The sequence below is a fragment of the Actinotignum saccati genome (genome assembly GCF_051265055.1).
GTDB lineage: Bacteria > Actinomycetota > Actinomycetes > Actinomycetales > Actinomycetaceae > Actinotignum.
In genome coordinates, this window is record NZ_JBOZCC010000003.1 from 49187 (window position 1) to 74194 (window position 25008).

Here is a 25008-nt window from a genome sequence, read left to right on the forward strand (position 1 = left end):
TTATAGCGGGATGCGCGCACATGGGCATGCGCATCCAGGGATATTCCCGCGCAAGACCACTTCCACTAGGATTCAGAAGGAAAGAGGGCACTCGAATGGCATCTATTACACATGTGGCCGGATATATTTTGCAGCGCTGCGGGGATATGACCACCATGAAAATGCAGAAGCTCGCTTTTTACAGTCAAGCTCACTGCCTCGCCACGCGCGGGTATCCTCTTTTCCGGAGGATTTCCAGGCGTGGAAGGGCGGCCCGGTTAGCCCCGCGCTTTTCAACCAGCACCGCGGAAAGTTCATTATCCGCAAGGGCGAACTTGATAGCACAATCACGGCCGATGAAGCGCAGATCGTGAACGAGGTAGTAGACCTCCTCGCTCAGCTCAGCGGCAATCAGCTTTCGGCTCGCACCCATAGCGAGGACCCCTGGAAGAATATGCGGGAAGGGCTTTCCCCCATAGAATTTGGAGACCGCCTCATTTCCAAGGAGTCGTTGCAAAGCTACTACACTCAGCACCCGGTCCTCGGGTAATGCATTCCCCTCACCAAGGAAGTGGTGAGGGGATTTTTCTGCGATCTTTGGGAGATAGCATCACTGCACTAGAGGACCCATGGTGCTCAGGGGAAGAACGTGAACACCACTTGGCAACGTGAATGCAGTGCGGCCACCGGTCACCACCGCGAGGAAATCGGGGGCCTTCACCATACGGGAATCGCGCAGCCGGAGTAGGTTGCGCTCTCCCGCGCTCACGGCGCGATCCGATTCGCCGAGTTTCACTTCGATGCCGGCCCAGTGTCCATCGCTGAACTCCAGCAGAATATCTACTTCCAGGACGCTCTCATCGCGGTAACCGAAACAGGTGGCGCCGATCTGCTCCGCGTAGGTGCGGATGTCACGCACCGCCATCGATTCGAAGATCTGACCGAAATAGTCGGGGTCATTCGCGAGTTCTTCCGGGTTTGTTCGCAAGGCCGCGAGCGCCAGGGATGGATCGCAGAAATGCAGTTTCGCCTGTTTACGGAGTCGGGTTTTTGAGCGCAAGGAGCCGCTCCAGGGCGGAAGTTCCTCAACGATGAAAATCCGGGTGAGCGCATCGAGGTAGCTTCGCACGCTTTGCGGGGAAAGTTCGCCGCCGTCCGCGGAAATATCTTGGGAAAGGGTGGTTGCCGCGGTTTCGCTTGCAATATTGCGGGCGAGTGAGCGTAGTAGGCGCCGTACCCGTTCCGGGTCGAAGCGGGCGTCCACCTGCGCGAGGTCCGCGTGGGCGATATTGTCCACATAGTTCTGGACGAATCGGATAAAGGCCGGATTCTGCGAGGAGACAAGGAAGGGCCAGCCGCCTCGAACCGCTTCGGTCGCGAGTTCGGGGTAGCTGAGGGCACCAGGGACATGGCGCACGTTTGTGGTGGTACGTAGCTCGTTCAGAGTGATGCGATCTTCCCGCGGATATGCTTCGCCGAGGGCCATGGGGCGCATGCGCACCCGGGAGAGCCGGCCGGCGCCGGTGTGGCGGGTAATCGAATCGGCCGGGGTGGCCGAGCCCGATAAAATGAACTGGCCCGGGGCGCGCCGTGTGTCGATTTCGTGACGGATCTCGTTCCAGAGAATCGGGGCGAGCTGCCACTCATCAACGAGCCGGGGAACATCACCTTCCAGAACTCCCTGGGGATTGAGTTCCGCGAGGCGCTGGTTGGATGCCTGGTCCACGCGGAATTCTGATTTGGCGTGGAATATGCCCGTTTCGGTTTTGCCGCAGCCGCGCGCACCTTCAATCACCACGCCACCCATGATTTCCAGGTCTTGTTGCAGCGTTGTATCAACCGCGCGCCGAATATAAGCCATGCTGTGAGACTAGCTGTTTTGCGTGGCATTGTCACTATTGCGGGAGTTTCGGTATCACTTTTGCGGACTTATCGATATCACTCTTGCGGGTTTTTCATTATCGGTCTTGCGGATTTCTCGTGATCAGTCTTGCGGATTTGCTGTTGCCGTTGTGCAGCCTTGCAGCTATTGCTTTTAGGGGGCCGGGCGTTTCCTCACAGCTCATAGCAGCCCAGCTCACCGGCCCGCCGGCTATACTTTTCGGCAGGAGCTCGCAACATACCGGGCACAAGGAAAGATTGGATCAATGAGCGCTTTTGAACCGTACCCGCAACGGGGGCAGCAACAGAACCAGCAGTATCCACTTCCGGGGCAGCCGTATCAGGGGCCGGGGCAGCCGTACCCCACCGCTCCGGAGGCGTATCCCACAGCCCCGCCCGCTTACTACCAAGAGCCGCAATTCCGCACGGTCAATAAGATCGTTTACGTGCTCCTTGCTTTCTTCCTGGGCGGCTTCGGCGTCCACCGTTTCCTGCGCGGGCAGGTAGGTATCGGAATCTGCATGATTCTCTTTAACTGGCTCACTATCGGCATTTGGGCGCTGGTGGAGTTCATTATCGGCTGCGTGAAGCTCAGCAAATACCCCGGTGACGATTTCATCTTCACCCAGAGCGGGGACTGGATTTACTAAGAAAGGGGTGACCCGTGGACACGATTCGTCTCACCTTTGATACAGAGAATGACATTGTCACCTTGGAAACGGCTGACACCACCCTGGAGGCTGATTTCCCGCCCCGCGAAGAATACGATTTCGAAACGGGTGCAAAGGTGTCCGTCATTGTCTCTGCCATGATGCACGCCTTGTCCCTGGATCCTAATACCAGCAATGAGGAAAAGGACTTGTGGTGGCGCCTGGACGTTAATCCCGAGGACATTCTCAACTACGACAAGAAGGAGAGTGACTGGGATACCACGTTCTCCTTTACCTTCGTTGGCAAAAATCCCCGCAAGAAGCAGGACGGATGCATCCAACACGTCTACATCGACGACGAACGTGGCGACGTTCTGGCTTTCTCGGGAATTCCACCAGAAGACGAGTGGGACGATGATTACGAGCGCGTCCACAGAACAAGCCGGGATCCGTTTTTCCGCCCTGGCTGGGAACTGGGATTCACCATGAAAGAAAGCCTCAAACTGGGGTACAAAGCCATCGATTATTGGATGGTTCGCCCCACTACCGGGCCGGATAGCGGCCAGTGGAAGCTGGAGTTCCGCCTACCCACCGTTTGGAAACGTCCGCCGCTACAACCATTGGGCTGGCATTAGTACACCAACCGCAGCGTGGGGGTGTCGCCGTCGCGACCCTGGGCGATGGCGATGGACTCGTCCGCGGCGGTGCCCAGAGTTTGCCCTGGCATGAGGGTTGCGCCGTCGGAAATAATATATCCGGCGGTGTTCGCGAGCAGTTCGTACACGGCTTCGCGCGGGCGGTGACTGTCCTTCACCTCGAGGTCGAGGTGCCCGAACAGCGGCAGGCCCACGGTGCGCCCGGACACTACCTCGCCGGCGCGCATCGGCACGTAAATCCACAGCAGGAACGGGTCTGCGGCGTCGATTCGATACCCGGTCACCACATCGGCGGGGTAGATGATGCCCAGCTCGGGGCGCGCCACGCCCACCGCGGCTTCCTCGCCCATAAGCGAACGGATCACGGCCGTGTACACCCGGTGCAGCGTGTGCATGGAGGTACGACGACGCGCAGCGAACTCGTCGCTCACCGGGTCGGGCATGTCCTCCCCGGAGCGCGCCATATCGGAGAAAAACGTCATCATAATGTGGAAAGCGTGCGGCGGGGTGGCGCCCTCCAGCGCGGCCGGCCCGGAGACGGGCGTGAGCAACACTGTCACGCCACTGGCCAGAAAATTGAAGACCTGCCCGCCGGGGAGCTCATCCAGGTGGACATCGAGGGCCTGGCCGTCCACTTCCACGCGTTCCAGCGCCGCGCGCACGTCAATCGGCGCACTAAAAAGGGCGACGGCGCCCAGGTGGTCAGGGGCAACAGGATGAATAGCGGACACCGGAACTTGAGCCATGTGCCCTATCGTAGCGGCTTGGCCAAGGTGGGCGCGATGCGGGGGATCTACCCGGGGCTGATGCGGGTTTCCTTTTTGCGCGCGGCCCGGTGCGGCTTCACGAGAATACGGTCTTCCCTCCCCACGCGAGGCCCGCTACACTAGAAACAAAAGAAACGAAAAGGAGGTGTGACGTGACGATTACACATGATGACAAAATCGCGCAGATTGATCCGGAGATCATGGATCGAATCCGCCGGCTTCTTGCTAAGTCGCGCAGGGTTGGATTGACCTTTGACGGCGTCACTATCGAAATTCCGCCGCTGCTGCGCGCGCAGATTTCGATGGCCGTGCAGGAAGAACCGGATGGAGATAGGGAAATCTCCACTCAGGAAGCGGCCGATCTGTTGAATATGACTCGCCCAACCGTGGTGAAGCTGTGCGAAGAAGGCGCACTACCGTTCCGGAAAATTACCACCCATCGCCGGCTCTGGCTCTCGGATGTGCTGAACTATCGCGAAAAGCAGCGGCAGGTTGCAAAGAAGGCGCTGGACGAGATCTCGGATATGACGTACGAGTTGGGTCTTTATGACCAGACTCCCGAGGAGATCGAGGCAGCGATAGCCGAAATCCGTAGAATCCGCAAAGGCCTTTAAATGGGCGCGGCTTTTCTGGATACATGCGTCCTCTTTCCTGCGTTACTGCGGGAGGCCCTTCTCGAGACTGCATATCTGGGCATGTACCGCGTCGCCTGGTCAAATCGCATAGAAGAGGAATTAACCGGAGCTATCTCACGCTCCAACAAGGAACGTGGAATCGACGATTCGACGACCTCGGCGTATTTATCGCATCTATTTAAAAGAATGCACCACGCCTTTCCGGGAGGGAGCATCGAACTCCCTCCCGGATCAATAGGCGATTATGGCGATGTTCCCGATCCAAACGATACGCATGTAATCGAGGGTGCACTCCGCAGCGATTCAGATGTGATCGTAACGTTCAATCTCAAAGACTTTCCGCCCGCGATTCTTCCAAAGAATCTCATTGCGCAACACCCGGATGATTTTCTGCTGGAACTGTGGGAGAAAAATCCGCTCACCACCCTTGGGGCCATAGGAAATATCGTGAAACGTACTGGGCGGCGCGGCCCACGATTGACACAAGTTGAATTCCTCAAACAGCTAGCAATCCACACACCGCGCTTCTCCGCGGAAGTGCTCCGGTGCTTTTCACCAGAGGGAGCATAGGATTCCAGGCACGGCCGAAGAGTGGGCTACTTTTCAACCGCTGCTTACAGATGCAGTCTTCCTTGCCCACCCACCCGGGCAAGGGCAGTTACACCAGAAACGAAAAGGAGGTGTGATGTGACGACTTCAGAAGATCAGAAAAATGCCCAGGCGGAGCTGGAGGCAATGGATCGAATCCGCCAACTTCTCGCTAAGTCACGCAGGGCCGAATTGGTTTTTGACGGTATTGCTGTAGAAGTTCCGCCCCTGCTGCGAGCGCAGATGTCGATGGCCGTGCAGGAGGAACCGGATGGAGATAGGGAGATTTCCACTCAGGAAGCGGCCGACCTGTTGAATACGACCCGCCCGACCGTGGTGAAGCTGTGCGAAGAAGGCGCAATACCGTTCCGGAAAATTACCACCCATCGCCGGCTTTGGCTCTCCGATGTTCTGAACTATCGCGAAAAGCAGCGGCAGCAAACTCGTGAAGCTCTCGATGCTCTCATGGAAGATTCCTACGCCATGGGCGATTACGACGAAGACCCCGAAGTCATCGCCCAGGCAATTCGCGAGATGGGCGCCGAGTAGCGGATACACACAAAAGAAGAGTGACCTTCTTTCAGGAGTCGATTATCTCGGGCGCAGCTGGATAACCTGCGATTCGCCACCGTCACCGAACCTGTCCGCAGTAGCGGTATCGGCGGCAGAATCCGCAGCGGAATCGAGATGCAGCCAGGAGTTAATCCATTCCGGTTTGAGCCCCAAAGCTTCGGACATCCTAAAAGCCAGGGCTTTCTTGCCGAATACTCGCTCCGCCGCTTGCCTGAACAAAGAAGGCTTTTCCGGAGGGACAATCACCGGCTCGCGCTTACGCCAGCCGGCGTTAGCCAGCTGAATCTGCAGACTCCGGAAACGGTGCTGCGTAATGATCCCAAGGCGTTGGGCACGCACGGCAGTGGCTGCCACACTGATTCCGTATTCTCGCCTGATATCCAGCAAGCTACGTAGCGGCGTCGTTTCATTAATACGTGCCCGGGCCACGGATTCCGGAAGCAATAGCGCCCCCGCAAAATCGTAAGCACGGCGTTCTTGCGGAGCGCGAGTGGAAGGGATCGGCTGGGGAAGATCCTGATCAAAAAGCAGGTGCCCCAGTTCGTGAGCGAGCGTGAGGCGCTGGCGCGCACCTTCTGTACGGTGCACAACACTGATCGCAGGGCGAGTATTTTCCCTGCTAGGCAAGGAAATCGCGAGGTGCCCGGCGTCTTCCACGTCCTCCAGTAAGGGGTACACCACAGCAATCCCGAGAAGCCCGAGGATATGGGTGACATTCTGAATTGGCTCCGTAGCACTGAGTCCAAGAACTTTGCGGGTTTGCGCAGCGGCCTGTTCCACACCCAAGCCCGCGGCCAGCAGATCGGTACTGGGAAAATCGAGGTACCCAGATTTGCGCGATACGGCTTCCCATGCGCGATTAACTTCTCGCGCAAGCTGATTGACCTTGCGCTCAGCGGTTACCGTGGCAGTACTGGATTTACGGAAAGTCGCAGTTGTGGTGGCGAACTTCGAATCATCTACCGTGAAGAAAGATATGGGAACATGGAGACTCTGTGCTGCCCGTAGCGCGAGCTCCTCGGAGAATGCATTTTCTTTCCGGAGTACCTTCGAGATAAAGGGTTGGCTCACGCCCAGCAGGTCACTAAGCTCCTGCTGTGTCGCCTGATTTATGTCCAGTAGAGCTTGAACCCGTTCGGCTCTCAGACTGCCTTCAGTCCTTGGCTGCACCCTAACTCTCCGTTTGACGCACTACCGCTTGACTGTCTCCATAGTAGTCATAGCTACTGTCTTCACTGCCGTACTGCCACTTTTCTTCTTCACTTACTGCAATTCCCGTAGAAATAGGCATTGATACCCATGTACGTATCGGAATCAGATTTTCTCCAGGACCTGTAATCATGACCAAGCGACATTTACAACCTTCGATTTGACCATTTTGTTCCAGATAATCCCAGTAGAAGATGAATTTATAAGGATTTTCGTGTGGCAAAGGTTCAACATCGATAGGTAAACCTATCGCAACCTGAACCTCTGCGGAGTTACATTTCTCTCGTTGGTTACCAAGATATTTTTCGGTAACCAAAGCCGAATCGTTTGAGCGTTCTTTCAACATCCGAACTTCAACGCCCCATTCAGGCTTCACGAGTAACAGCTCTCCTAAACACTGCGACTTCCCCCGAATCTGCCATCCTTCGAGCCGCTGAGAGTCCTTCAAGTAGTCGCGAAGCTCACTCCGAATTATTAGCCCAAAAGCATGCGGTTCCTCTTTGTGAGATATTCCAGCTAATCGAATCCCCATATTCGCAAAAGCTGCCGCCATGCCATCACTAAGAATCTCGTCAAGTTCATCGAAAACACCGCGAGCAAGACTGTAAACCTCGTCAAAGGGATCCCGACCGAAGCTATTACTACTCATGGTTATATTATAACCATATATGTAATACCTTTGTGCACGACCCCACAGCGAGTCTCCGTCTCAGCGTACATGACATAGATGACCGATTTTCTGTCGCAAGCCCCCTCTAAGATAGGAACGTACCGCCCGAGCCGCAGCACCCGCGCCGCGCCCGGGCCCGTCCGCGAAAGGAGCCGGCCGTGGCCATCACTCTCCAAAGTATTGAGGAGAACGTCAAGAAACTCACCTCCCGTGCGCCCTTCACCCGCGATTTCTTCTTCGACCTCCTCCTCGCGTACGGCATCTCCAAATCCAGCGTCACCCGCCTGCGTTCCACCACCGCCAGCTCGCTCAACGTCGCGGCGAACCCGGATCGCGATATCGTGTGGAAAAACAAGATCTACCTGGCCGAAACCAGCAATGACCTCATAGCCACCGCGCAGGAAATGAAAACCAGCGATGCCGCGCTCCGCTTCAATACCCGCTTCGTCATCGCCACGAATTACGAATCCCTCGCCGCAATTGACACCAAAACCGGCGATTCCCTCAGCATCCCCCTCGCCAAACTCGCCAGCGATTTCACCTTCTTCCTCCCCTGGGCGAATATGGAGAAACAGCACTTCTCCTCGGATACCCACGCGGATCGCCGCGCCGCCGAACACATGAGCAAGGTGTACGACGAACTCCTCGCCGCCAACCCCAACCTCTTCCACGAGGATAAATCTCCCCACAGCCTCAACATCTTCTTCACCCGCCTCCTCTTCTGCTTCTTCGCGGAGGACACCGGCATCTTCGCAAAAGGCCAGTTCACCAGCGCGGTCGGCTCACACACCCAGCGCGACGGCTCCGACACCGCCGCATTCCTCACCGCACTTTTCCACGCGCTGGACACCCCGAACCCCGCGGATAAACCCGTCTACTTGCAGAGCTTCCCGTACGTCAACGGTCGCCTTTTCCGCATTAATAACGACGACGCCGCCTCTTTGACAGTCCCCCAATTCACCAAGCATGCGCGCGATTCGCTCCTGGAGCTCGGCACCCTGGATTGGTCGGAAATCAACCCGGATATTTTCGGCTCCATGTTCCAGGCGGTGGTAGATAAGGACCAGCGCGCCAACCTGGGCCAGCACTACACCTCGGTTCCCAATATCCTCAAAACAATCAAGCCGCTCTTCCTAGATGAACTCTGGAACGAATATGACAAAGCCTGCGAATCGGTACCACGCCTGAAAAAACTCCTCACAAGAATTTCAAAAATCAAGCTTTTTGATCCAGCCAGCGGCAGCGGCAACTTTTTAGTTATCGCATATAAGGAATTGCGGAAGCTCGAGCACGCAATCCTAGACCGCATCGATTCTCTTTCCTCGGCGGGCCGCTGGGGCCTGCTCGGCATGGGCGAAGAAGAAAAGCTCGGCGCTGCCACCCTGGGCTTCGGTTCCTCGGTGATCAATATCGAGAACTTCTACGGCATCGAAATTGACGACATCTCCGTGGAGATGGCCATCCTGTCCCTCTGGATCGCCAAGCACCAGATGAACCAGGAGTTCAAAGCCAAGTTCGGCTTGGATATCCCCCTCATCTCGCTCAAGGAAACCGGGCACATCGTGCACGGCAACGCCACCCGCCTCGACTGGAACGAGGTCTGCCCCAATAACGGCACCGACGAAATTTATTTAATCGGAAACCCACCCTATGTTGGCTCGAAGAAATTTACGCCCGAGCAAAAGGAAGACTTTACCTTTGTTTTCACCGAGTCAAAGTACCCAAAGGAATTAGACTACGTCTCGCTGTGGTTTATTAAGGGGGCAAATTACATCCGCGAGACAAAAGCGAAGCTCTCGTTCGTGACAACGAACTCAATCACTCAGGGAGAGCAGGTATCGATGCTCTATCCCTACGTTTTCAGTGAAGGTATCGAAATTGGCTACGCCTACACCTCATTCACGTGGTCGAATAATGCATCCCATAATGCTGGTGTAACTGTTGCTGTTATTAGCCTTAGAAACAGGAGCGCCGACCCCAAATGGCTTTTTACCAACGACGTGCAACGTGAGGTAAAAACTATTAACTCGTACTTGGTAGATTCCAACGTTCCAGTCGTCTCGCCGACGAATCGCGCACTGGATCCCCAACTTCCCATCATGAAAAAAGGAAGCCAGCCCACCGACGGTGGGAATTTGATTCTTTCACCCGAAGAAGCTGAAGAGCTCCTCGCCAAACACCCCGAGATCTCTCCCTTGGTTAAACGCTTTATCGGCGCGAACGAATTTATCAACGGTAAAGAACGTTTCTGCCTCTGGCTTACCGAACATGACTATTCTGATGCTGCTAAGATTCCAGAGATTGGCCGCCGTCTTGGTCGTGTTAAGGCAATGCGAGAGGCGAGTACAGATAAAGCAACACGTAGTTACGCTTCGGAACCGTGGCGTTTCCAGATGATCCGGTACAAGCCCACTAATTCCATTATCGTTCCTCGGCATTCATCAGAACGCCGTACCTACGTACCAATTGGCTATCTCGACCCTGAAACTATCATCTCCGATGCTTCGTTCGCTATCTACGATGCTGAGCCGTGGCTATTCGCCTTACTGACCTCGAAGATGCACATGGCTTGGCTACGCGCAGTCGGTGGGAAACTCAAAACAGATTTCCGTTACTCGAATACCTTGGTCTATAACACTTTCCCCGTGCCAGAGTTATCGGCGTCGTCGAAAGAAGAACTCACGAAACGCGCGCTGCGCGTACTCGATGTACGCGAATACCACTGCGAAAAAACACTCGCGGAACTCTACGACCCGGACCTCATGCCACGCAACCTCCGCGAAGCGCACGAAAAAATTGACGAAGCGGTCGATAGACTTTACAAGAGCACCCCGTTCGCATCCGATGAGGAACGCCTCGCGGTGCTGTTCGCGAAGTATCAACAGATGATCGAAGCAGAAGGGAAATAGCCGTGGCCACCGAAAACGTTGTGGACGTGACCTATGCGCAAACCGGGAAATCGGTTGCCACCGATGAGCTCGGGATGCGGGAAATGCAGGCTCGTGCCTATGAACAGCGCGCCTCCCAGTACCTGCTCATCAAGGCGCCGCCCGCTTCCGGGAAATCGCGCGCGCTCATGTTTATTGCGCTCGATAAGCTCTTCAACCAGGGCCGACGCAAGGTGATCGTGGCGGTACCCGAACGCTCCATCGGTGCGTCCTTCGCACCCACCGACCTCACCACCTACGGCTTCTTTGCGGACTGGGACGTCAAACCCGCGAACAACCTATGCACACCCGGCAGCAACGAATCGAAAGTCGCCGCTTTCCTGCGTTTCCTGGAAGGGCCGGATGCCACGCTCGTCTGCACGCACGCCACCCTGCGTTTCGCCTTTGAACAGGCCAAACCCGAGGATTTCAACGGCTGCGTGATCGCGATTGACGAATTCCATCACGTCTCCGCTGACCTGGACAACAACCGGCTCGGCTCCGTGCTGCACGCCATTATGGAGCAGTCCGACGCACATATCATCGCCATGACTGGCTCCTATTTCCGCGGGGACTCCGTGCCCGTGCTGGATCCGAAAGACGAAGCGAAATTCACGCCCGTCACCTTCAACTATTACGACCAGCTCAACGGCTACCAGTACCTGAAAACGCTCGGGATTGGCCACCACTTCTACCAGGGCCGTTACACCGACGCCATCGCGGAAGTGCTGGACCTCGACAAGAAAACTATTCTGCATATCCCCTCCGTGAACTCCGGGGAATCCACTAAGGACAAGTATGAAGAAGTCGGGAAAATCCTCGACATTATTGGCGAAGTGCTTTCGCCCGAAGAGGTTACGCAGGTAGAGCCGCGTTTCCCTGGAGATGACTGCATGATCTTCGTGCGGCGGCGTGATACCGGTGCCGTGCTGCGCGTGGCCGACCTCGTGGACGATAGCGATGAGAAAGCACGCGCTAAGACCCTGGTGTATTTGACCGATGTGGCCGCGAAGAATCGCGACGCTGCTGACATCATCATCGCGCTCGGGATGGCGAAAGAAGGTTTCGACTGGCCTTTCGCGGAACACGCCCTCACGGTTGGTTACCGCGCCTCGCATACCGAACTCATCCAGATCATTGGGCGCGTCACCCGTGATAGCCCCGGGAAAAGCCACGCGCAATTCACGAACCTGCTGGCTGAACCGGATGCCACCCAAAACGAAGTGACGCTCTCAGTCAATAACGTGCTGAAAGGCATCACCGCGGCGCTGCTCATGGAGCAGGTACTTGCCCCGAACTACAACTTCCGGGCCAAGCGGAACACGGACGAAACGCCGGATCCCGGCACCCTGGAAGTCAAGGGCCTGGTGGAACCGTCTACCAAGCGCGCTAAGGAGATTATCGCCACCGGTATCGATGACCTGAAGGCCAATATTTTGCAAGATGACCAGGTGGCGCGAGCCGCGGCCGGCGCTGCGGAACCCGAAGTCATTAACAAGGTGCTTATCCCGCGCATCATTCGCCAAACCTACCCGGACATCACCGAGAAAGAAGTCGAGCAAATCCGCCAGCATGTGGTGGTCTCCTCCGTGATCAAATCTGGCGAAGTGCGGACCGTGGGCGACCGGCGTTTCGTGGAAGCGGGGAACAAGTTCGTGGATATTGATGAGATCAACATCGACCTCATCGAATCCATCAACCCCTTCCAGAAGGCCTTTGAAGTTATGTCCAAGCAGGTCTCCAGCCCGGTGCTGCGCATCATCCAAGATGCCATCGCCGCCACCCGCATCACCCTGAAGCCGGAAGAGGCAATGGAAATGTGGCCCGCAATCACCGACTGGGTCAAGGTCAATGGCCGCCGCCCGGACGTGCGCAGCGACGACCCCACCGAGAAACTGTACGCCGAAGGCCTGCTCATCCTGCAACGCGAAAAAGCAAAGCATGATGCTGAGAAAGCGGCGGCTGAAGCGGCCGTTGAAGCTGGGGCTGGGGTGGAAGCTGCCGACGATAGCGCCGGTGAAACGGAAGCTGCGAATAACGCGGCTGCGGCTGAGCAGAGCGAACCCGCGGCAGTGCGGAGCAGCGGCAAGCATGCCGAAGATGTGCCGGTGCCGGCACGTACCGCGAGCGCCGAGGCTTCCCAGGGAGATAAGAACTAATGGCTGATTTCGATTTTGAAGCAGAATTCGCGAAAATCCTCGCCTCCGATACCGAAGGGCTACTTGACGCACCTCCGGCCCCGCGGCGTTTCACTAGCGAGGACCGGCTAGAACGCGCCTTCCTGGAAATCGTGGACTTCCGGGCCAAAGAAGGGCGCGAACCAGATCCGCACACCCGCGCTATCGGAGAACGCAAGCTCGGCGCGCGCCTGGAGGGAATCCGTGCCGATCCCGAAAAGCTCGAAAAACTCAAGGACCTCGACACTGAATTCGGGTTGCTCACCCGCGAAGAAGTCCCGCAGAGCATTGATGATGTTCTGGCCTCCGATGAGTTCAACCTCCTGGACGACGGATACGGCATCACCGATGTGTCCCGGCTCCCCGCTGCGCCGCCGCGGACTATCGCCACACCGGAATCAGTTGCGAAACGCGAAAAAGCAGAAGATTTCGAGCAGTTCGAACCGCTTTTCAAAGCTAAGCATGCCCAGCTGCGTTCCGGCGCAGCCGAACAACGTTCTTTCCCGGGCATCAGTGCTGTACAAGAAGGGCTTTACTTCGTGCTCGGCGGAGTGATGGGCTTCGTCGCGGCTCAAGGAGCTGACCAGAAATACCACACCGGAGGCGAGCTCCGGACCCGGCAACGGCTTCGTGTCATCTTTGAAAACGGTACAGAATCTGCACTCTACCGGCAGTCCCTAGCTACCGCGCTCGGAAAAGACGGGCGGATTATCGTCGAACCGCAATCAGCCGCCCTCGATCTTCAGCAAGGGAGCGATACCGCTATCACAGCTGACGAGGAAGTGGGCCCGGACGAAACTCCAACCGGGTGGATCTATGTGCTACGTTCGCTCTCCACAGACCCGCAGATCTCCAGCCTGCGCAACCTCCACAAGATTGGATTCTCGCGCGGGCCGGTAGAAAAGCGCATCGCCGGCGCGGAACAATCACCCACCTACCTCATGGCGCCCGTCGAAATCGTGGACACGTACGTGACTTACGACGTCAATGCCGCGAAGCTCGAGCACCTGCTCCACCAGATCTTCGCGGACGTAAAAGTCTCCCTCTCGCAAATCGACAGCGAGGGCAAAAACTACGACCCGAGCGAATGGTTTATCGTCCCGCGCGAAGCCATCGCCACCGCCGTCGAGCTCATTCAAAACGGGGAAAACACCCGGTACCGCTATGACAAGGGGAGCGAGAGTTTCGTACCGGTACACCAATAAAGAACAACCGTGGCGGGGCCTGCCCGGTAGTACCCGAACAAGCCCCGCCACGTAAGGGAGATACAACAACCACTCTTCCGAACAATCCGCGCCGGAGTGTCCAGGAAAGCGGGAATAGCTTAGTTAGCTGCCTTCACCTCCTCTTCCTCCGCGATCTTCAGGTCAGCCTCGAAACGCAGGAACAGCGTGCAGATGAATGCAACGAGGAAACCGACCAAGCAGGAAATAACGAACAGAACGAAGCCGTTACCGAAGAACACTGGCAGCGTGGCAAGCGACGGAATCGCGAAGCCCCCGGCCTGCGCACCCGAAATACCTGCAATAGCGCCACCCACGCCACCGCCAATACACACGGCAATCATGGGAGTCTTCCGCGGAAGATTCACGCCGAACAACGCCGGCTCGGTAATTCCGAACAATGCTGAAATCACCGAAGAAGCACACACCGTGCGAGTCTTTCCGTTCTTCGAGCGCAGCAACACCGCCAAGGCAGCACCAGCCTGCGCGAAAATAGACGGACCGAACAGAGCCAACACCGTATCGTGCCCCAGCGCAGCAACATTATTCATCGACACCAGCATGATGCCCCAGTGCAGACCAAAAATAACCAGAAGCTGGAAACATGCCCCCAGAACCAAACCCGCGGCAGCCGGCGAAAGATCGTACAAGAACTCGTACCCAGCCGCCAGGCCGTTACTAATCAGCGTGCCGATAGGCCCGAAAGCCATCAGCGTAACCAGCCCCACCAGAATCACCGAAATGAACGGGGTGAGGAACCCGCGAATCACTTCCGGGAAAATCCTGTCCAGACCCTTCTCAACAAAGGCCAGCAAGCCGACCGTCATGAGAATCGTGATAACGCTGGAATGGTAAATCGCGCTAAAGACCGGGATCCCCAGGAAGTACATCGTTGTGCCGGATTCCAGCGTCTGGTTCAAATCCGGATACAGAAGCACACCCGCGATCACCACAGCCGTATACGGATTAGCTCCGAACTTCTTAGCCGACGTAAATGCCAGCAAGACCGGCAAGAAATAGAAAACGGCGTCGCCCATAGCAGCAAGAATCCGGTAGGTATCCGAGGCATCACTTAACCACCCGGCCGCCACGCAAATAGCCAAAATACCTTTGAGAATACCCGCGGCAGTCAGCAGATTAATGACGGGCAAGAAAATCGCCGCAACAGCGTCAATGATTTTATCGAAAGTCTTTTTCTCACTCATGGCTGTCCTCCTTTCGGTAGCCCGTGATTAATCAATCTCGCCCCGTGCCCACCGCACCAGGAATTCCCTCAGCTCATCGAAAGCAGGGCTCCGGCCCGCCCGAACATAGAAGCCCGAATTTGCTACGCCAAGAAGCAGCGATTCTTCGCTGGTCAGGCCAAGGGAGCGCCCGGTGAGGAACCCGGAGTTGAAATTATCCCCGCCGCCCGTGGTGAGCGTAGGATCGGCGCAATACGGCCCATCAACAGCCACATCCTCACGCGCATTGCTAAGGACCGCGCCATCCACCGGGTGAATAACAATCTCGCTAATTCCGACCTTTTCCCGCAGGAACCGCGCAAGCTCGTGAAGATCCGCGAAGTCATCCTTCGCTGCCCCGTAGCGGCTAGCAACCTCATAGGCTTCCTTCTTATTGAGGCCGAGCGTGGTATCGAAGAACTCCTCGTACTTACGGATCGTTGCCATAACGCCGAGGACATCCTCAGTTGTGCGCTTGGTCGGATCAGAAAGATCGAAGAACATCATCCGCCGCTCGCGGTTCGTCATCTTGGGAAGAACTTCCTCAGCAATCCCATCCCAGATACTGCCGACGTTAATCAGCAAGGTCCAATCAGCAAAAGCTACAAGATCCGCACGGTCAAAGACCTCCACCAGGTGCTCAAGCGTTGTCGCCTCAAGAAGATTCTCCCAGCTCACCACCTTGAGCGGCTCCAGCTGACTGGAAATCACTTTGCCGTCGGTAAATTCCAGCGCGTCAGAAACCCCGGGATCGGAGAAGGAAATAACCTCCTCAGCCATATTCGCAAAATCCTGGAAAACGGGATTAACTCCGCCCAGACCCAGCGCGCCCATATACGTCACCCGATTACCCAGGGTGGCAAGCGAATTCGCCAGAATCGTTGCCACTCCCCCGAGCTTGGTGGTAACAGGCACCATCTCAATATTCATGCTCAGTCCGGCGGCATCAATAAATTTTTGCCCGTATGCAGTCAGCGTTTCCACGCGCTGGTACTCATCCGGCCCGAGCCGTTTATCAACAACATGGGTAATACGGTCAATGAAACCGTCGTATCCAACTGGAATATTGGCATGAGGCGTCTTTGCCTCTAATTTCTTTGCCAGATCAATGATCGCTTCGTTGCTCATCATCTCACCTTTCTTGTGTTATAAATTTTCTCCGCGGCTGTGGATCACATCGCGGTACCAGAAAAAGCTCTTCTTCCGAGTCCGTTTCCCGCTCCCGTGGCCTGCGTCGTCGAAATCCACGTGAACAAAGCCGTACCGTTTACTCATCTGCCCCGTTGATTCAGCAATAAGATCAATGCACCCCCACGTCATATACCCGCGCAGGTCCACACCATCGGCAAGCGCTTCTTTGAGTTGCTCGATATGTGCGCGCAGGTATTCGATGCGGTAATCGTCTTCGATGCGCCCGTCTTCTGTCACAACGTCGACGGCGCCGAGCCCATTTTCAACGATGTACATCGGAAGTTGGTAGCGATCCCAGACCAGGTTGCAGGCAATGCGGATCCCAATCGGATCCACCAGCCAGCCCCACTCGCTTTTCTTGAGATACGGGTTGGGAACGCCAGTAAGATTATTACCCTCAACCCCGCCATGCCCTTCGGCGCTGATACAGCTCGAGGAGTAATAAGAGAAACCAATAAAATCAACAGTTCCCGCGCGCAGCAGCTCGGCGTCCTCGGGCTCCATAGTGATGGAAATACCCTCCTCGGCCATATGGCGTTTCATATAACCGGGGTACTCCCCGCGCACGGCCACGTCCGAGCAGAACCAGCACTCGCGCTGGAGAGACTGGAGATTCGCGAGATTATCTTCCGGTGAGCAGGTCAGGGGATAGCTCGCCGGGCCGGCAAGCATGCATCCCACGTGGTTGTCCGGGTCGATCTGCCGCGCAAGCTGCACCACTTTCGCGTTGGCGATGAAAATATGGTGCATAGCCTGGTATCGAGCCTGGAGGCGCTCGGGAGAATTCGTTTCCCGCGGGAACGGCCCTTCCGGCGGCAGGATTCCGGCCGAAGTGGCCTCACCAAAAGCGGTGAGGGTCAGATTCACCTCGACGAATGGAATCCAGTACCGTACTTTCCCGCGAAACTCACGCATGATTGTTTCGCAGAACTTCAGATAAAAATCGATGGTTTTCCGGTTCGACCAGCCTCCGTATTTTTGCGCCAAATACAGCGGCGGTTCGTACTGCGTGATCGTGACCATCGGGGTCATTCCGCGCGCAATACATTCGTCAATTAGCGCGCGGTAGAAATCTAAACCTGCCTGATTGGGAGTTTCTTCGTCACCCCGGGGGAAGATACGCGTCCAGCTGATGGAGAAACGGTAAACGTTAAATCCCATCTCAGCCAGGAGAGCAATATCTTCACGCCAGTGGTGGTAGTGATCCGCCGCAACATGGCTCGGATAATGCTTGTGCGGATCAAGCAAGAGGGAAAACTCCCGCTTCGTTGTTCTACTTCCTACACTCAGATGATCCCCGATCGAGGGGCCACGCCCGTCCTCATTCCAGGCGCCTTCGCACTGGCTGGCGGACGTGGCCCCTCCCCATAGGAAATCTTCAGGGAAACGAGTGGTACTTACATGAGTCACTTTTCTTCCCTTGTCGAGCTGTCATATCTATTTACCCGCCGGCGGGTTAATACCAAGAACAACCGGCGTGGAGCGATAACCAACGCCCATACGGTCAATGCCCAGATCAATAAGCTCAAGGAAATGCTCGCGAGTGCGAATGCATCCGGCTCCCTTGACGGCGATCTTGCCCTCAGCGGCCTCGATCATGGTTTTCACGACTTCAACCGTCGCGCCCTTGTTTTCAGCCCCGGTGAAGAACCCGGTGGAGGTCTTGATGAAGTCTGCGCCGGCGCGGATTGCTGCCTTCGTTCCCTCAGCAACCTGGTCCAAGTTCAGAGAGTCCGTTTCGATAATGACCTTGACCTTGGTATTCCACTTATGGGCTGCGGCGACGACAGGTTCAAGATCCTTGACAACGTCATCGATACGGCCGGTGCGCAGCCATCCGTAGTTGGCAACGATATCCAGATCCTCGATATCCCACTTCGAGCAGTAGTGCTCGGTGAGCATTTCCTTTGCCTCGGTTGTGGCGAGCCCGAAGGGGAAGTCTGCCACCACGCACAGACCAGTATCGGTTCCCTCGACCATGGGAGCCACAATCGGAAGGGATGCCGGGTTGATGCAGATCGTCTTGCACCCGAAATCGATGCCTTCCTGGGTGTATTTGCGAATATCATCATCGGTGAATTCGGGTTTGAGCACGGACTGATCGATGTAGCGTGCCAATTCAGCCTGGGTCATATCTGCGGCTTTGCGTGCGGGAATCATTATTTTCCTTTCAGTAGTAACAGGTATTGAACTGCATTGTTCTATACGTACCGTACTTTTATGTTTTAAAATAGCCCCGAAAGCATCGCCTGTCTACGAAATTCGCGGTAATGTTAGCTTTGTACCGTACAAAGCTAGGAGACCGTTGGATACCCTCACTGCCATCGCCAGCCAGCCGCTGAATACCGAGTCTGATCACCCGCTGTACCGGCAATTACAGGAACGGATCGTGCAGCTGATCGCCACCGGGTTTCTCACCGAGGGAACCGCGTTGCCGACCGAGCAATCCCTGTGTGAATCCTTTGGCCTTTCCCGAGCCACGGTACGTAAATGCTTCGAAGGTTTAGTGAAATCGGGGCGCGTGATCCGCAAACGCGGTAAGGGGACGTTCGTATCCAAGGGCAACGATAGGCCCGGTTTAGATACCGCCCTCAATTTTTCCGCTGAGATGGCTGGTTTCGGTAAGGCGCCGTCGTCTCACGTGGTGAGTTTCCAGCAAGTGGAAGCACCCGACTGGGTCAGCGAGCTGCTCGAATTGCGGGAGAGCAACGCGGTTTGGCAAATCGAACGCGTGCGCCTGGCCGATGATATGCCGCTGCTCCTCACCACCGCCTATATTCCGGTGGAGCTCTGCCCGGAATTGAGTGAAGAGGAGCTCGAGCATTCGCTTTATTCCGCAATTGCGCGCCACTCTGGAACGCTTCCGGAACGTGCGGACGAGGTGTATGAGGCGACGACGCTGAACGCCGTCCAAGCCAAGCAACTCCAGGTACCCGCTGGTTCCCCGGCTTTGAGAATTCTCCGCCATTCCATCGATTCGCAGGGCCGAGTATTCGAGCTTTCGGTCATTATCGCGCGTGCTGATCGCTATAAGCTCGCGGTGACAACCACGAGCCGGGGCGCTCGCCTGCGGAAAAATATCACGTGAGAACAGTGCGGATTATTGTCGCGACAGCAACGGAACTTAACATCACCAAGAGCCCTATCACCTCGCGGAAACTAAAGAGGGGCGGCGTTTACACGCCGCCCCTCAACGGCCGGATCAAGCAACCCGCTCACCTCAGGTTGAGTGATACACATGCCGTGGTGTGCACGCCAATATGGCGACACAGGTCCGTTAATGTAACAACGGGTGAGTACTTGTATAAGTCTAAACGCATGCGCAACAATACTTGCGGTTTTTGAGACACCCCCAGCCGTGCCATTACTCACATTCAACTCGAATTCAACGAAATTCAGCTGTAGCCCTACGCCCGGATACCCCGTAGAATTGGGGGTCAGAACGGCAGATCGCCACACAACATTGCCGTTTGGCACACCGCATATCGTTCAGGAGGGGAGGGATGGTTCCACGATCGACGCCGCATGGAAAGATTGGTATCGAGCCAAGCATGACTATAAGTGCCGCGCTTCCGGCGAAGCTTTCGAGAATTACGTAACCGCTATTCTGAGCCGCCTCCATGAGGTATTCATCAACCCCGATCCGATGGGAAGTCATGGCGACGGCGGCTGTGACGGAATCGCCGATAACGGGTCAATCCTGTATGCCTGCTACGGGCAGCGCGCCACAACCAACATAGATCACAAGACTCAAGTCAAACTTGAATCAGATTTCGCCAGAGCTTTTAAAACCTGGGGTGATTTCACAACGTGGCGTTTCGTCACAAACGCCAAGTTTGGACCCTTAGCAACTAAATCGCTCGTGAATCTGCAGCGCCAATACGCTCACCATCCTCACCGTCCCATAAACATAGAGGTGTGGAACACTGATGACCTTTGGTGGAAGGCTGTCGACTTATTGACTCCAGCACACTTAGATGAAGTAATTCCAGGAGTTCCGCACGCTCAAAATGTTGAGCTCGCCGATATGGTAGAACTGATCAACTCTCTGGAAGGAGTAGATATCAACACTCCGGATCGTGTTGAGACCCTCCGTCCGGTTCCCGCAACCAAAATGGATTACAACAATCTGCCTGAGATCACCCGGGCCGAGTTCTATGAAGGGCGGCTACTTTCTCACCGCATTGAACGATGGTTTTCTGAACAAGCAGAACCGGAGCTCCGCGATGAGAAAGCCAGGCGTTTCCGCTTAATTTACGAAGATGCCCGACAAACCACCGATGATGTACGCGAAATCATCCGACGTATCTACGGTGCACTCGGTGGCCAGGATTTTGATATCTCCACAAAACGAGCCAACGCCGTCTACGCCGTCACCGCGTACTTCTTTGACTCGTGCGATATCTTCGAAGAACCACCGAGCACATATAACGGAGGTGACATGAGCGATGCTGCTTCCCACTAAAGGAATAACCCCTGACCGAGCTTTACTCACCATCGGAGCACGTATCATCGAGCTCTTAGATTCACCGGCAACTGTTTCGGGACTTTGGGAGAGAATCTCCAAGCCTTCGGGTGAATCCCAAACAACCACTACAATTACTTTCGATTGGTTTTCCCTTGCGTTGTCCATGCTTTTTGCCATCAACGCGCTCTCCTGGAACGAATCGGGAAAGTTGGTGATACACCGTGTTCCTGCATAACCTGGGCTCTTCAGACGAACGCTTCAAGCAACTGAACTTTCATGGTGGCTTGAATATTGTTCTCGCGGATAAAACAGCTGAATCCACCTCGGGCGATAGCCGAAACGGCGCGGGGAAAACAAGCTTTATCCGAATACTGCGCTATCTCCTCGGGGGCAGTCTGGATCAGAGTCTCAAGATTCCGCAGCTATCCCAGCACTCCTTCTGGGCGAATCTCGGATTGGATCGCGCCACAAAAACAACCCGTATTGAAAGGCCGGTATCACCGCAAACAAAAGTCTTCATTGACGGATCCTCCACCGCTGTTGCCGAGTGGAGGCGTGAGCTCGCGAAGCTATGCAGCCTTCCTACGGATACCAAATATCCAACGGTGGGCCAGCTATTCGGGCAGTTAGCTCGGGATTACTTCGCCGACCCCCTCAAAACATACCGCGTGGAATCTGATTGGGAATCCGGAATTCGTATCGGCTTCTTTCTGGGCTTTTCCCCCGAACTACTCGGCAAAGCCAGTGCCATAGTGGCTTTGGAAAAGAATCGGCGTGCCCTTCAAACGGCTATGTCCGACGGGGCCTTCGGAAATATAAATCTCAGCGAATCAGAGCTCCGTGCTGATCTGGCGCAGGCGCGCGAAAAGCGCTATCGGCTGGAATCTCATCTCTCAGTCTTCCGGGTAAATGAACAGTACGCTGACCACCAGCAAGAAGCCAACCGGCTTTCGCATGCAATCAGGGATCTCAACGACGAAGGGCTCTCCCTTGAGCATCGAAAGCGGGATATTGAACTCACGATAGCGGAAGAACATCCTCCTGTTGCCGAAGCTGTAAGGCTGAAACAGCTCGAGAAGATGTATGCCGAAATCGGTATCACCCTCCCGGATGCCACAACCCGCCGTTTCAGTGATGTCGTTGCTTTCCACGCTTCCGTGATACGCAACAGGAAGTTGTATCTTAAGTCAGAGTTGCAGAGCGTGAATCGGCGTCTCGAAGAAATAAACTCTGAGCGCCAAAATCTCGACCAGGAACGTGCACGTGTCATGAAACTCTTGCAGGATTCCATGGCACTAGAAACATTCCGGCATGCCCAGCACGAACTCACCGAGGTGGATAGCCTTGTCTCTAATTTGGAACAAAAACTGGAGTTCGTGCAGTCCGTAACCAAAACGAAGCTCCATATACGTTCTATGGAAGCCGAGGCGGAAGCCGGCCTAAGAACCGAAATCGAGGATCTCGGGCCTCGCCTCGAAGCAGCCTTAGTTCTTTTCCAGAACCTCGGCGAAGAAATCTACACTGACCGAAAGGTATCCCTCCTCATTGAGGTAACAAACAAAGGCACCCTGAAAGTTACCCCGAAGATTGACGGTGATGCCTCAGCGGGAATCCAAGGGGTCAAAACTTTCCTGCTTGATATGGTCTGCGTGGTCACGGCGATCCCGCTCGGGCGCGCCCCGCGAATCTTGGTGCATGATAGTCAGCTATTTGATTCCATGGATGACCGCCAGGTTGCTTCCTGCCTCAATATCGGAGCTCGGCTAGCGGATAAAATTGGATTCCAATATATCGTGACGCTCAATTCCGACCGGCTCACCGCTGCCGAAAATGAGGGATTTGAGCGCCGCAACTACGCCATTGACCCGATCCTGACGGACGCTGGAGAAACGGGCGGGCTCTTCGGGTTCCGTTTCGACTAAAGTGCCGTTCTCCTATTAGGGAGGCGCCCGCTGAAACTCAATTCCCGCACCCGCCGGCTCGCACCCGCTGGCTCGCACCCGACCCTCACGCCCCTTCGCCCTCGGGTTCGCGCTGCTGAGGCGCGCGCAAATCCAGGAAATGCGACCCGCGCGCATCCAGCTCCTCCATATAGGCCGCACCCCATTGCATCCACGGGTCCTTGGAAAGATGGTCATTGGTGAACCGCAGATCGTCGGAAACTTCGGTGGCGCAAAAATCCGGAATTTTCAGGTCCACCACCGGAGCGCGCCGCTCCACTTCCGCAATAATCAACCCCGCGTTTTGCCCGCCAAAAGCATCGAATTCCCAGCCGTCCTCATCAATCCACAGGGAGAAACGATTCTTGAGAACCAGATCCACCGAGCGCCGCAGAATCTGCACGGCCACATCGGTATCAATTTCCATTTCCTTCTCGTAGCGTTCCGCACTCACCACCGGCGATTTCACCGCCACCGAGGCGCTCGCCGGGCATCCCGCCCCCAGCATCCGCGCGAGCGCACGCCGTTCGTAACCACCGCGGAAGTCGGCGGCGTCGTCGAACTCATCAAAAGGTACGAAAGCATCGGGGAAACGTACCCGTACCCGCACCGCGTAACCGTCCTGCGCGAAGGTGTAAGCCTGAATGATGACCTGGGTGGAGGCGTGCTCGGCGACATCGTCGGGCAGTTCGCGCACCAGGAATTTGCGTTCGAATTCGAAATCGGCGTCCGCGTCGACGCCAGGGCCGTGGCCGGGTTCCATCATGCTTCCATCGTAGACGCGCGCACCCACGTGGTGAAACAGCCACGCCATCGCGCCCGCATCCCGGCACAATAGGAGGATGACTGAATTACCTTCACCCGAGCTCATCGCCGCAGCCGCCCGCACCCTCGCGGGCACGGTGCGCCGCACCCCGCTGCAGCTATCCGAGCGCCTCAGCGCCGCCCTCGGCCGGCCCGTTTACCTCAAACGCGAGGATACGCAGGTCGGGCGCAGCTATAAAGTCCGCGGGGCATACAACGCGATTCACGCGCTCGGGGAGAAGGAACGCGCCGCCGGGGTGGTGTGCGCATCGGCCGGCAATCACGCGCAGGGAGTGGCGTACGCCTGCAATCACCTGCGGATTCACGGCAAGATTTTCCTGCCCGCAACCACGCCGCGCCAAAAACGCGAACGAATCCGCGATATCGGGGGTGCGTGGGTGGAACAGATTATTGGCGGACCTACGTTCGACGCCGCAGCCGGCGCCGCCCTGGCGTACGCCTCTGAGCACGGTGCGACCTTCGTGCATCCCTTCGATGCCGCCCCGATTATCGCCGGGCAGGGCACCGTGATTGCCGAAGCTTTCGAGCAGTGCGTGGAGCAAAGCGGGCTGGAGCCCGAGGCGGTGCTGGTGCCGGTGGGCGGCGGCGGACTGCTGGCCGGCACCGCGATCTGGGTGAAAAATACACATCCGCACACCCGCGTGATCGGGGTGGAGCCCACCGGCGCTGCGTCTATGCAGGCCGCGCTGGCCGCGGGCGGGCCGGTCACGCTCGATTCCGTCGATAATTTCGCGGACGGCACCGCGGTGGCGCGCGTGGGGGACCTCACCTACGCCGCGGCGCGCGACCTGGTGGATGGCTTTATCACCGTGCCCGAAGGCGCGCTGTGTACCGAAATGCTTGAGCTTTACCAGGTGGACGGGATTATCGCCGAACCGTCCGGCGCGCTCGCCCCGGCCGCGGTGGGGCGCCTGAACACCCTGGTCGAAACCCGCGTGGGAGCGAGCACCGGCGGCGCGGGTGCCGGCGCCGTGAACGGGAACGACGACGCCGCCCTCTCCGGCAGCAGCGCTACTCCCGCCACCACGCCGCGCCCGCTCATCGCGGTGATTTCGGGTGGGAATAATGACGTCTCCCGCTACGCCGACATTCTGGAACGGTCCATGGTCTACGAGGGACTGCGCCACTACTTCCTGGTGACCTTCGCCCAGAAACCCGGGGCGCTCAAGGAATTCCTCGACCGCGTGCTCGTGGCCGACGAAGATATCGTGTACTTCGAATACACGAAGAAAACCAATCGCGAGACCGGCCCGGCGCTGGTGGGCATCGATATTCAACATCCGGAAAACCTGGCTGACCTGCTAGATCGCATGGACCGCTCCGGGATTGATATCCACAAGGTCGAACCCGGCTCCCCCGAATTCCGCTTCTTTATCTAGGGCACGGCGCGTGGCCACCGCGCCCGCGCTGCCAGATAGCGCGCGAG

Annotated in this window: 23 protein-coding genes; 14 read left to right on the top strand and 9 right to left on the bottom strand. The window is 56.5% G+C overall.

The features are described from left to right. The first annotated feature begins 10 nt into the window (after positions 1-10). Entirely contained in the window at positions 11-529 is a 519-nt protein-coding gene (locus ACRQEC_RS03035; RefSeq protein WP_284889941.1) for a Panacea domain-containing protein, read from the top strand. 60 nt (positions 530-589) lie between these two features. Here the strand turns inward: ACRQEC_RS03035 and ACRQEC_RS03040 are convergent, their stop codons facing one another. Further along, on the bottom strand, positions 590-1840 hold the full coding sequence (locus tag ACRQEC_RS03040; RefSeq protein WP_284889940.1) for an ATP-binding protein: 1251 nt from the start codon (positions 1838-1840) through the stop codon (positions 590-592). A 286-nt stretch (positions 1841-2126) separates the two neighbouring features. Between ACRQEC_RS03040 and ACRQEC_RS03045 the strand changes: the two genes are divergently transcribed. Further along, positions 2127-2510, top strand: a complete 384-nt coding sequence (locus ACRQEC_RS03045; RefSeq protein ID WP_284889939.1) for a TM2 domain-containing protein — start codon at positions 2127-2129, stop codon at positions 2508-2510. 14 nt (positions 2511-2524) lie between these two features. Then, positions 2525-3145, top strand: coding sequence for a hypothetical protein (locus ACRQEC_RS03050; protein ID WP_284889938.1), 621 nt, complete (start codon positions 2525-2527; stop codon positions 3143-3145). Here ACRQEC_RS03050 and ACRQEC_RS03055 read toward each other — a convergent pair. Further along, on the bottom strand, positions 3142-3912 hold the full coding sequence (locus ACRQEC_RS03055; RefSeq protein WP_284889936.1) for a DUF4261 domain-containing protein: 771 nt from the start codon (positions 3910-3912) through the stop codon (positions 3142-3144). The two genes, ACRQEC_RS03050 and ACRQEC_RS03055, sit on opposite strands and share 4 nt — an antisense overlap. Before the next feature lie 173 nt (positions 3913-4085). On the opposite strand from ACRQEC_RS03055, the gene ACRQEC_RS03060 reads away from it, so the two are divergent. The 3 genes from ACRQEC_RS03060 (at position 4086) to ACRQEC_RS03070 (ending at position 5705) form a co-directional block, all read left to right on the top strand. Continuing rightward, positions 4086-4547, top strand: a complete 462-nt coding sequence (locus tag ACRQEC_RS03060) for a helix-turn-helix domain-containing protein (protein ID WP_284889935.1) — start codon at positions 4086-4088, stop codon at positions 4545-4547. After that, a complete protein-coding gene (locus tag ACRQEC_RS03065) occupies positions 4548-5138 on the top strand; it encodes a VapC50 family PIN domain-containing toxin (RefSeq protein WP_284889934.1) in 591 nt (196 codons plus the stop codon). 117 nt (positions 5139-5255) lie between these two features. Further along, positions 5256-5705 (top strand): excisionase family DNA-binding protein, encoded by a 450-nt coding sequence (locus ACRQEC_RS03070; protein ID WP_284889932.1) that lies wholly within the window; start codon positions 5256-5258, stop codon positions 5703-5705. A 42-nt stretch (positions 5706-5747) separates the two neighbouring features. Here ACRQEC_RS03070 and ACRQEC_RS03075 read toward each other — a convergent pair whose 3' ends face one another. Continuing rightward, a complete protein-coding gene (locus tag ACRQEC_RS03075; RefSeq protein WP_336620280.1) occupies positions 5748-6899 on the bottom strand; it encodes an XRE family transcriptional regulator in 1152 nt (383 codons plus the stop codon). A gap of 1 nt (position 6900) precedes the next feature. Further along, positions 6901-7587 carry a hypothetical protein gene (locus tag ACRQEC_RS03080; RefSeq protein WP_284889930.1) on the bottom strand — a complete coding sequence of 229 codons (687 nt, stop codon included), beginning with the start codon at positions 7585-7587 and terminating at the stop codon, positions 6901-6903. 179 nt (positions 7588-7766) lie between these two features. Between ACRQEC_RS03080 and ACRQEC_RS03085 the strand changes: the two genes are divergently transcribed. Genes ACRQEC_RS03085 through ACRQEC_RS03095 form a run of 3 tightly spaced genes read left to right on the top strand, consistent with a single transcriptional unit; the run spans position 7767 to position 13917 of the window. Beyond that, positions 7767-10517 (top strand): DNA methyltransferase, encoded by a 2751-nt coding sequence (locus ACRQEC_RS03085; protein WP_284889929.1) that lies wholly within the window; start codon positions 7767-7769, stop codon positions 10515-10517. A 2-nt stretch (positions 10518-10519) separates the two neighbouring features. After that, positions 10520-12694 (top strand): DEAD/DEAH box helicase, encoded by a 2175-nt coding sequence (locus ACRQEC_RS03090; protein ID WP_284889928.1) that lies wholly within the window; start codon positions 10520-10522, stop codon positions 12692-12694. Further along, positions 12694-13917 carry a GIY-YIG nuclease family protein gene (locus ACRQEC_RS03095; protein ID WP_284889926.1) on the top strand — a complete coding sequence of 408 codons (1224 nt, stop codon included), beginning with the start codon at positions 12694-12696 and terminating at the stop codon, positions 13915-13917. Before ACRQEC_RS03090 ends, ACRQEC_RS03095 begins: the two co-directional genes overlap by 1 nt. A 119-nt stretch (positions 13918-14036) precedes the next feature. On the opposite strand, the gene ACRQEC_RS03100 is transcribed toward ACRQEC_RS03095, so the two are convergent. The 4 genes from ACRQEC_RS03100 to deoC are packed head-to-tail and all read right to left on the bottom strand — an operon-like array spanning position 14037 to position 18509. Continuing rightward, positions 14037-15140 (bottom strand): PTS transporter subunit EIIC, encoded by a 1104-nt coding sequence (locus tag ACRQEC_RS03100; protein WP_284889923.1) that lies wholly within the window; start codon positions 15138-15140, stop codon positions 14037-14039. Between the two features lie 27 nt (positions 15141-15167). Further along, positions 15168-16289, bottom strand: coding sequence for a PfkB family carbohydrate kinase (locus ACRQEC_RS03105; protein ID WP_284889922.1), 1122 nt, complete (start codon positions 16287-16289; stop codon positions 15168-15170). Between the two features lie 15 nt (positions 16290-16304). Further along, positions 16305-17759 (bottom strand): glycoside hydrolase family 1 protein, encoded by a 1455-nt coding sequence (locus ACRQEC_RS03110; RefSeq protein WP_301575047.1) that lies wholly within the window; start codon positions 17757-17759, stop codon positions 16305-16307. Positions 17760-17786: 27 nt separating this feature from the next. Continuing rightward, positions 17787-18509 carry a deoxyribose-phosphate aldolase gene (gene deoC, locus ACRQEC_RS03115; RefSeq protein ID WP_284889921.1) on the bottom strand — a complete coding sequence of 241 codons (723 nt, stop codon included), beginning with the start codon at positions 18507-18509 and terminating at the stop codon, positions 17787-17789. 145 nt (positions 18510-18654) lie between these two features. Here deoC and ACRQEC_RS03120 point away from each other — a divergent pair, with 145 nt between their 5' ends. From ACRQEC_RS03120 to ACRQEC_RS03135, 4 genes are all read left to right on the top strand, one after another. Next, on the top strand, positions 18655-19437 hold the full coding sequence (locus ACRQEC_RS03120; RefSeq protein WP_284889920.1) for a GntR family transcriptional regulator: 783 nt from the start codon (positions 18655-18657) through the stop codon (positions 19435-19437). Between the two features lie 375 nt (positions 19438-19812). Beyond that, positions 19813-20814: an ABC-three component system protein gene (locus ACRQEC_RS03125; RefSeq protein ID WP_435734849.1), complete on the top strand. Its 1002-nt coding sequence runs from the start codon at positions 19813-19815 to the stop codon at positions 20812-20814. Continuing rightward, positions 20798-21052, top strand: coding sequence for an ABC-three component system middle component 6 (locus tag ACRQEC_RS03130; protein ID WP_306471159.1), 255 nt, complete (start codon positions 20798-20800; stop codon positions 21050-21052). Before ACRQEC_RS03125 ends, ACRQEC_RS03130 begins: the two co-directional genes overlap by 17 nt. Beyond that, on the top strand, positions 21039-22739 hold the full coding sequence (locus tag ACRQEC_RS03135) for an ABC-three component system protein (RefSeq protein WP_284889917.1): 1701 nt from the start codon (positions 21039-21041) through the stop codon (positions 22737-22739). The genes ACRQEC_RS03130 and ACRQEC_RS03135 overlap by 14 nt, the downstream gene beginning before the upstream one ends. Positions 22740-22824: 85 nt before the next feature. Here ACRQEC_RS03135 and ACRQEC_RS03140 read toward each other — a convergent pair whose 3' ends face one another. Then, the gene (locus ACRQEC_RS03140; protein WP_284889915.1) at positions 22825-23523 is read right to left on the bottom strand and encodes a CYTH domain-containing protein; all 699 of its coding nucleotides are present in this window, start codon (positions 23521-23523) and stop codon (positions 22825-22827) included. A gap of 76 nt (positions 23524-23599) precedes the next feature. Here ACRQEC_RS03140 and ilvA point away from each other — a divergent pair, with 76 nt between their 5' ends. Further along, entirely contained in the window at positions 23600-24961 is a 1362-nt protein-coding gene (gene ilvA / locus ACRQEC_RS03145) for a threonine ammonia-lyase IlvA (protein WP_284889913.1), read from the top strand. The last annotated feature ends 47 nt before the right edge of the window (positions 24962-25008 follow it).

What these genes read in the sequence shown, in the direction of transcription:
- ACRQEC_RS03055 (WP_284889936.1), bottom strand. Translation starts at nt 3,912, where the DNA reads ATGGCTCAAGTTCCGGTGTCCGCTATTCATCCTGTTGCCCCTGACCAC.
- ACRQEC_RS03045 (WP_284889939.1), top strand. Translation starts at nt 2,127, where the DNA reads ATGAGCGCTTTTGAACCGTACCCGCAACGGGGGCAGCAACAGAACCAG.
- ACRQEC_RS03140 (WP_284889915.1), bottom strand. Translation starts at nt 23,523, where the DNA reads ATGATGGAACCCGGCCACGGCCCTGGCGTCGACGCGGACGCCGATTTC.
- ACRQEC_RS03040 (WP_284889940.1), bottom strand. Translation starts at nt 1,840, where the DNA reads ATGGCTTATATTCGGCGCGCGGTTGATACAACGCTGCAACAAGACCTG.
- ilvA (WP_284889913.1), top strand. Translation starts at nt 23,600, where the DNA reads ATGACTGAATTACCTTCACCCGAGCTCATCGCCGCAGCCGCCCGCACC.
- ACRQEC_RS03095 (WP_284889926.1), top strand. Translation starts at nt 12,694, where the DNA reads ATGGCTGATTTCGATTTTGAAGCAGAATTCGCGAAAATCCTCGCCTCC.
- ACRQEC_RS03080 (WP_284889930.1), bottom strand. Translation starts at nt 7,587, where the DNA reads ATGAGTAGTAATAGCTTCGGTCGGGATCCCTTTGACGAGGTTTACAGT.
- ACRQEC_RS03035 (WP_284889941.1), top strand. Translation starts at nt 11, where the DNA reads ATGCGCGCACATGGGCATGCGCATCCAGGGATATTCCCGCGCAAGACC.
- ACRQEC_RS03105 (WP_284889922.1), bottom strand. Translation starts at nt 16,289, where the DNA reads ATGATGAGCAACGAAGCGATCATTGATCTGGCAAAGAAATTAGAGGCA.
- ACRQEC_RS03100 (WP_284889923.1), bottom strand. Translation starts at nt 15,140, where the DNA reads ATGAGTGAGAAAAAGACTTTCGATAAAATCATTGACGCTGTTGCGGCG.
- ACRQEC_RS03130 (WP_306471159.1), top strand. Translation starts at nt 20,798, where the DNA reads ATGCTGCTTCCCACTAAAGGAATAACCCCTGACCGAGCTTTACTCACC.
- deoC (WP_284889921.1), bottom strand. Translation starts at nt 18,509, where the DNA reads ATGATTCCCGCACGCAAAGCCGCAGATATGACCCAGGCTGAATTGGCA.
- ACRQEC_RS03065 (WP_284889934.1), top strand. Translation starts at nt 4,548, where the DNA reads ATGGGCGCGGCTTTTCTGGATACATGCGTCCTCTTTCCTGCGTTACTG.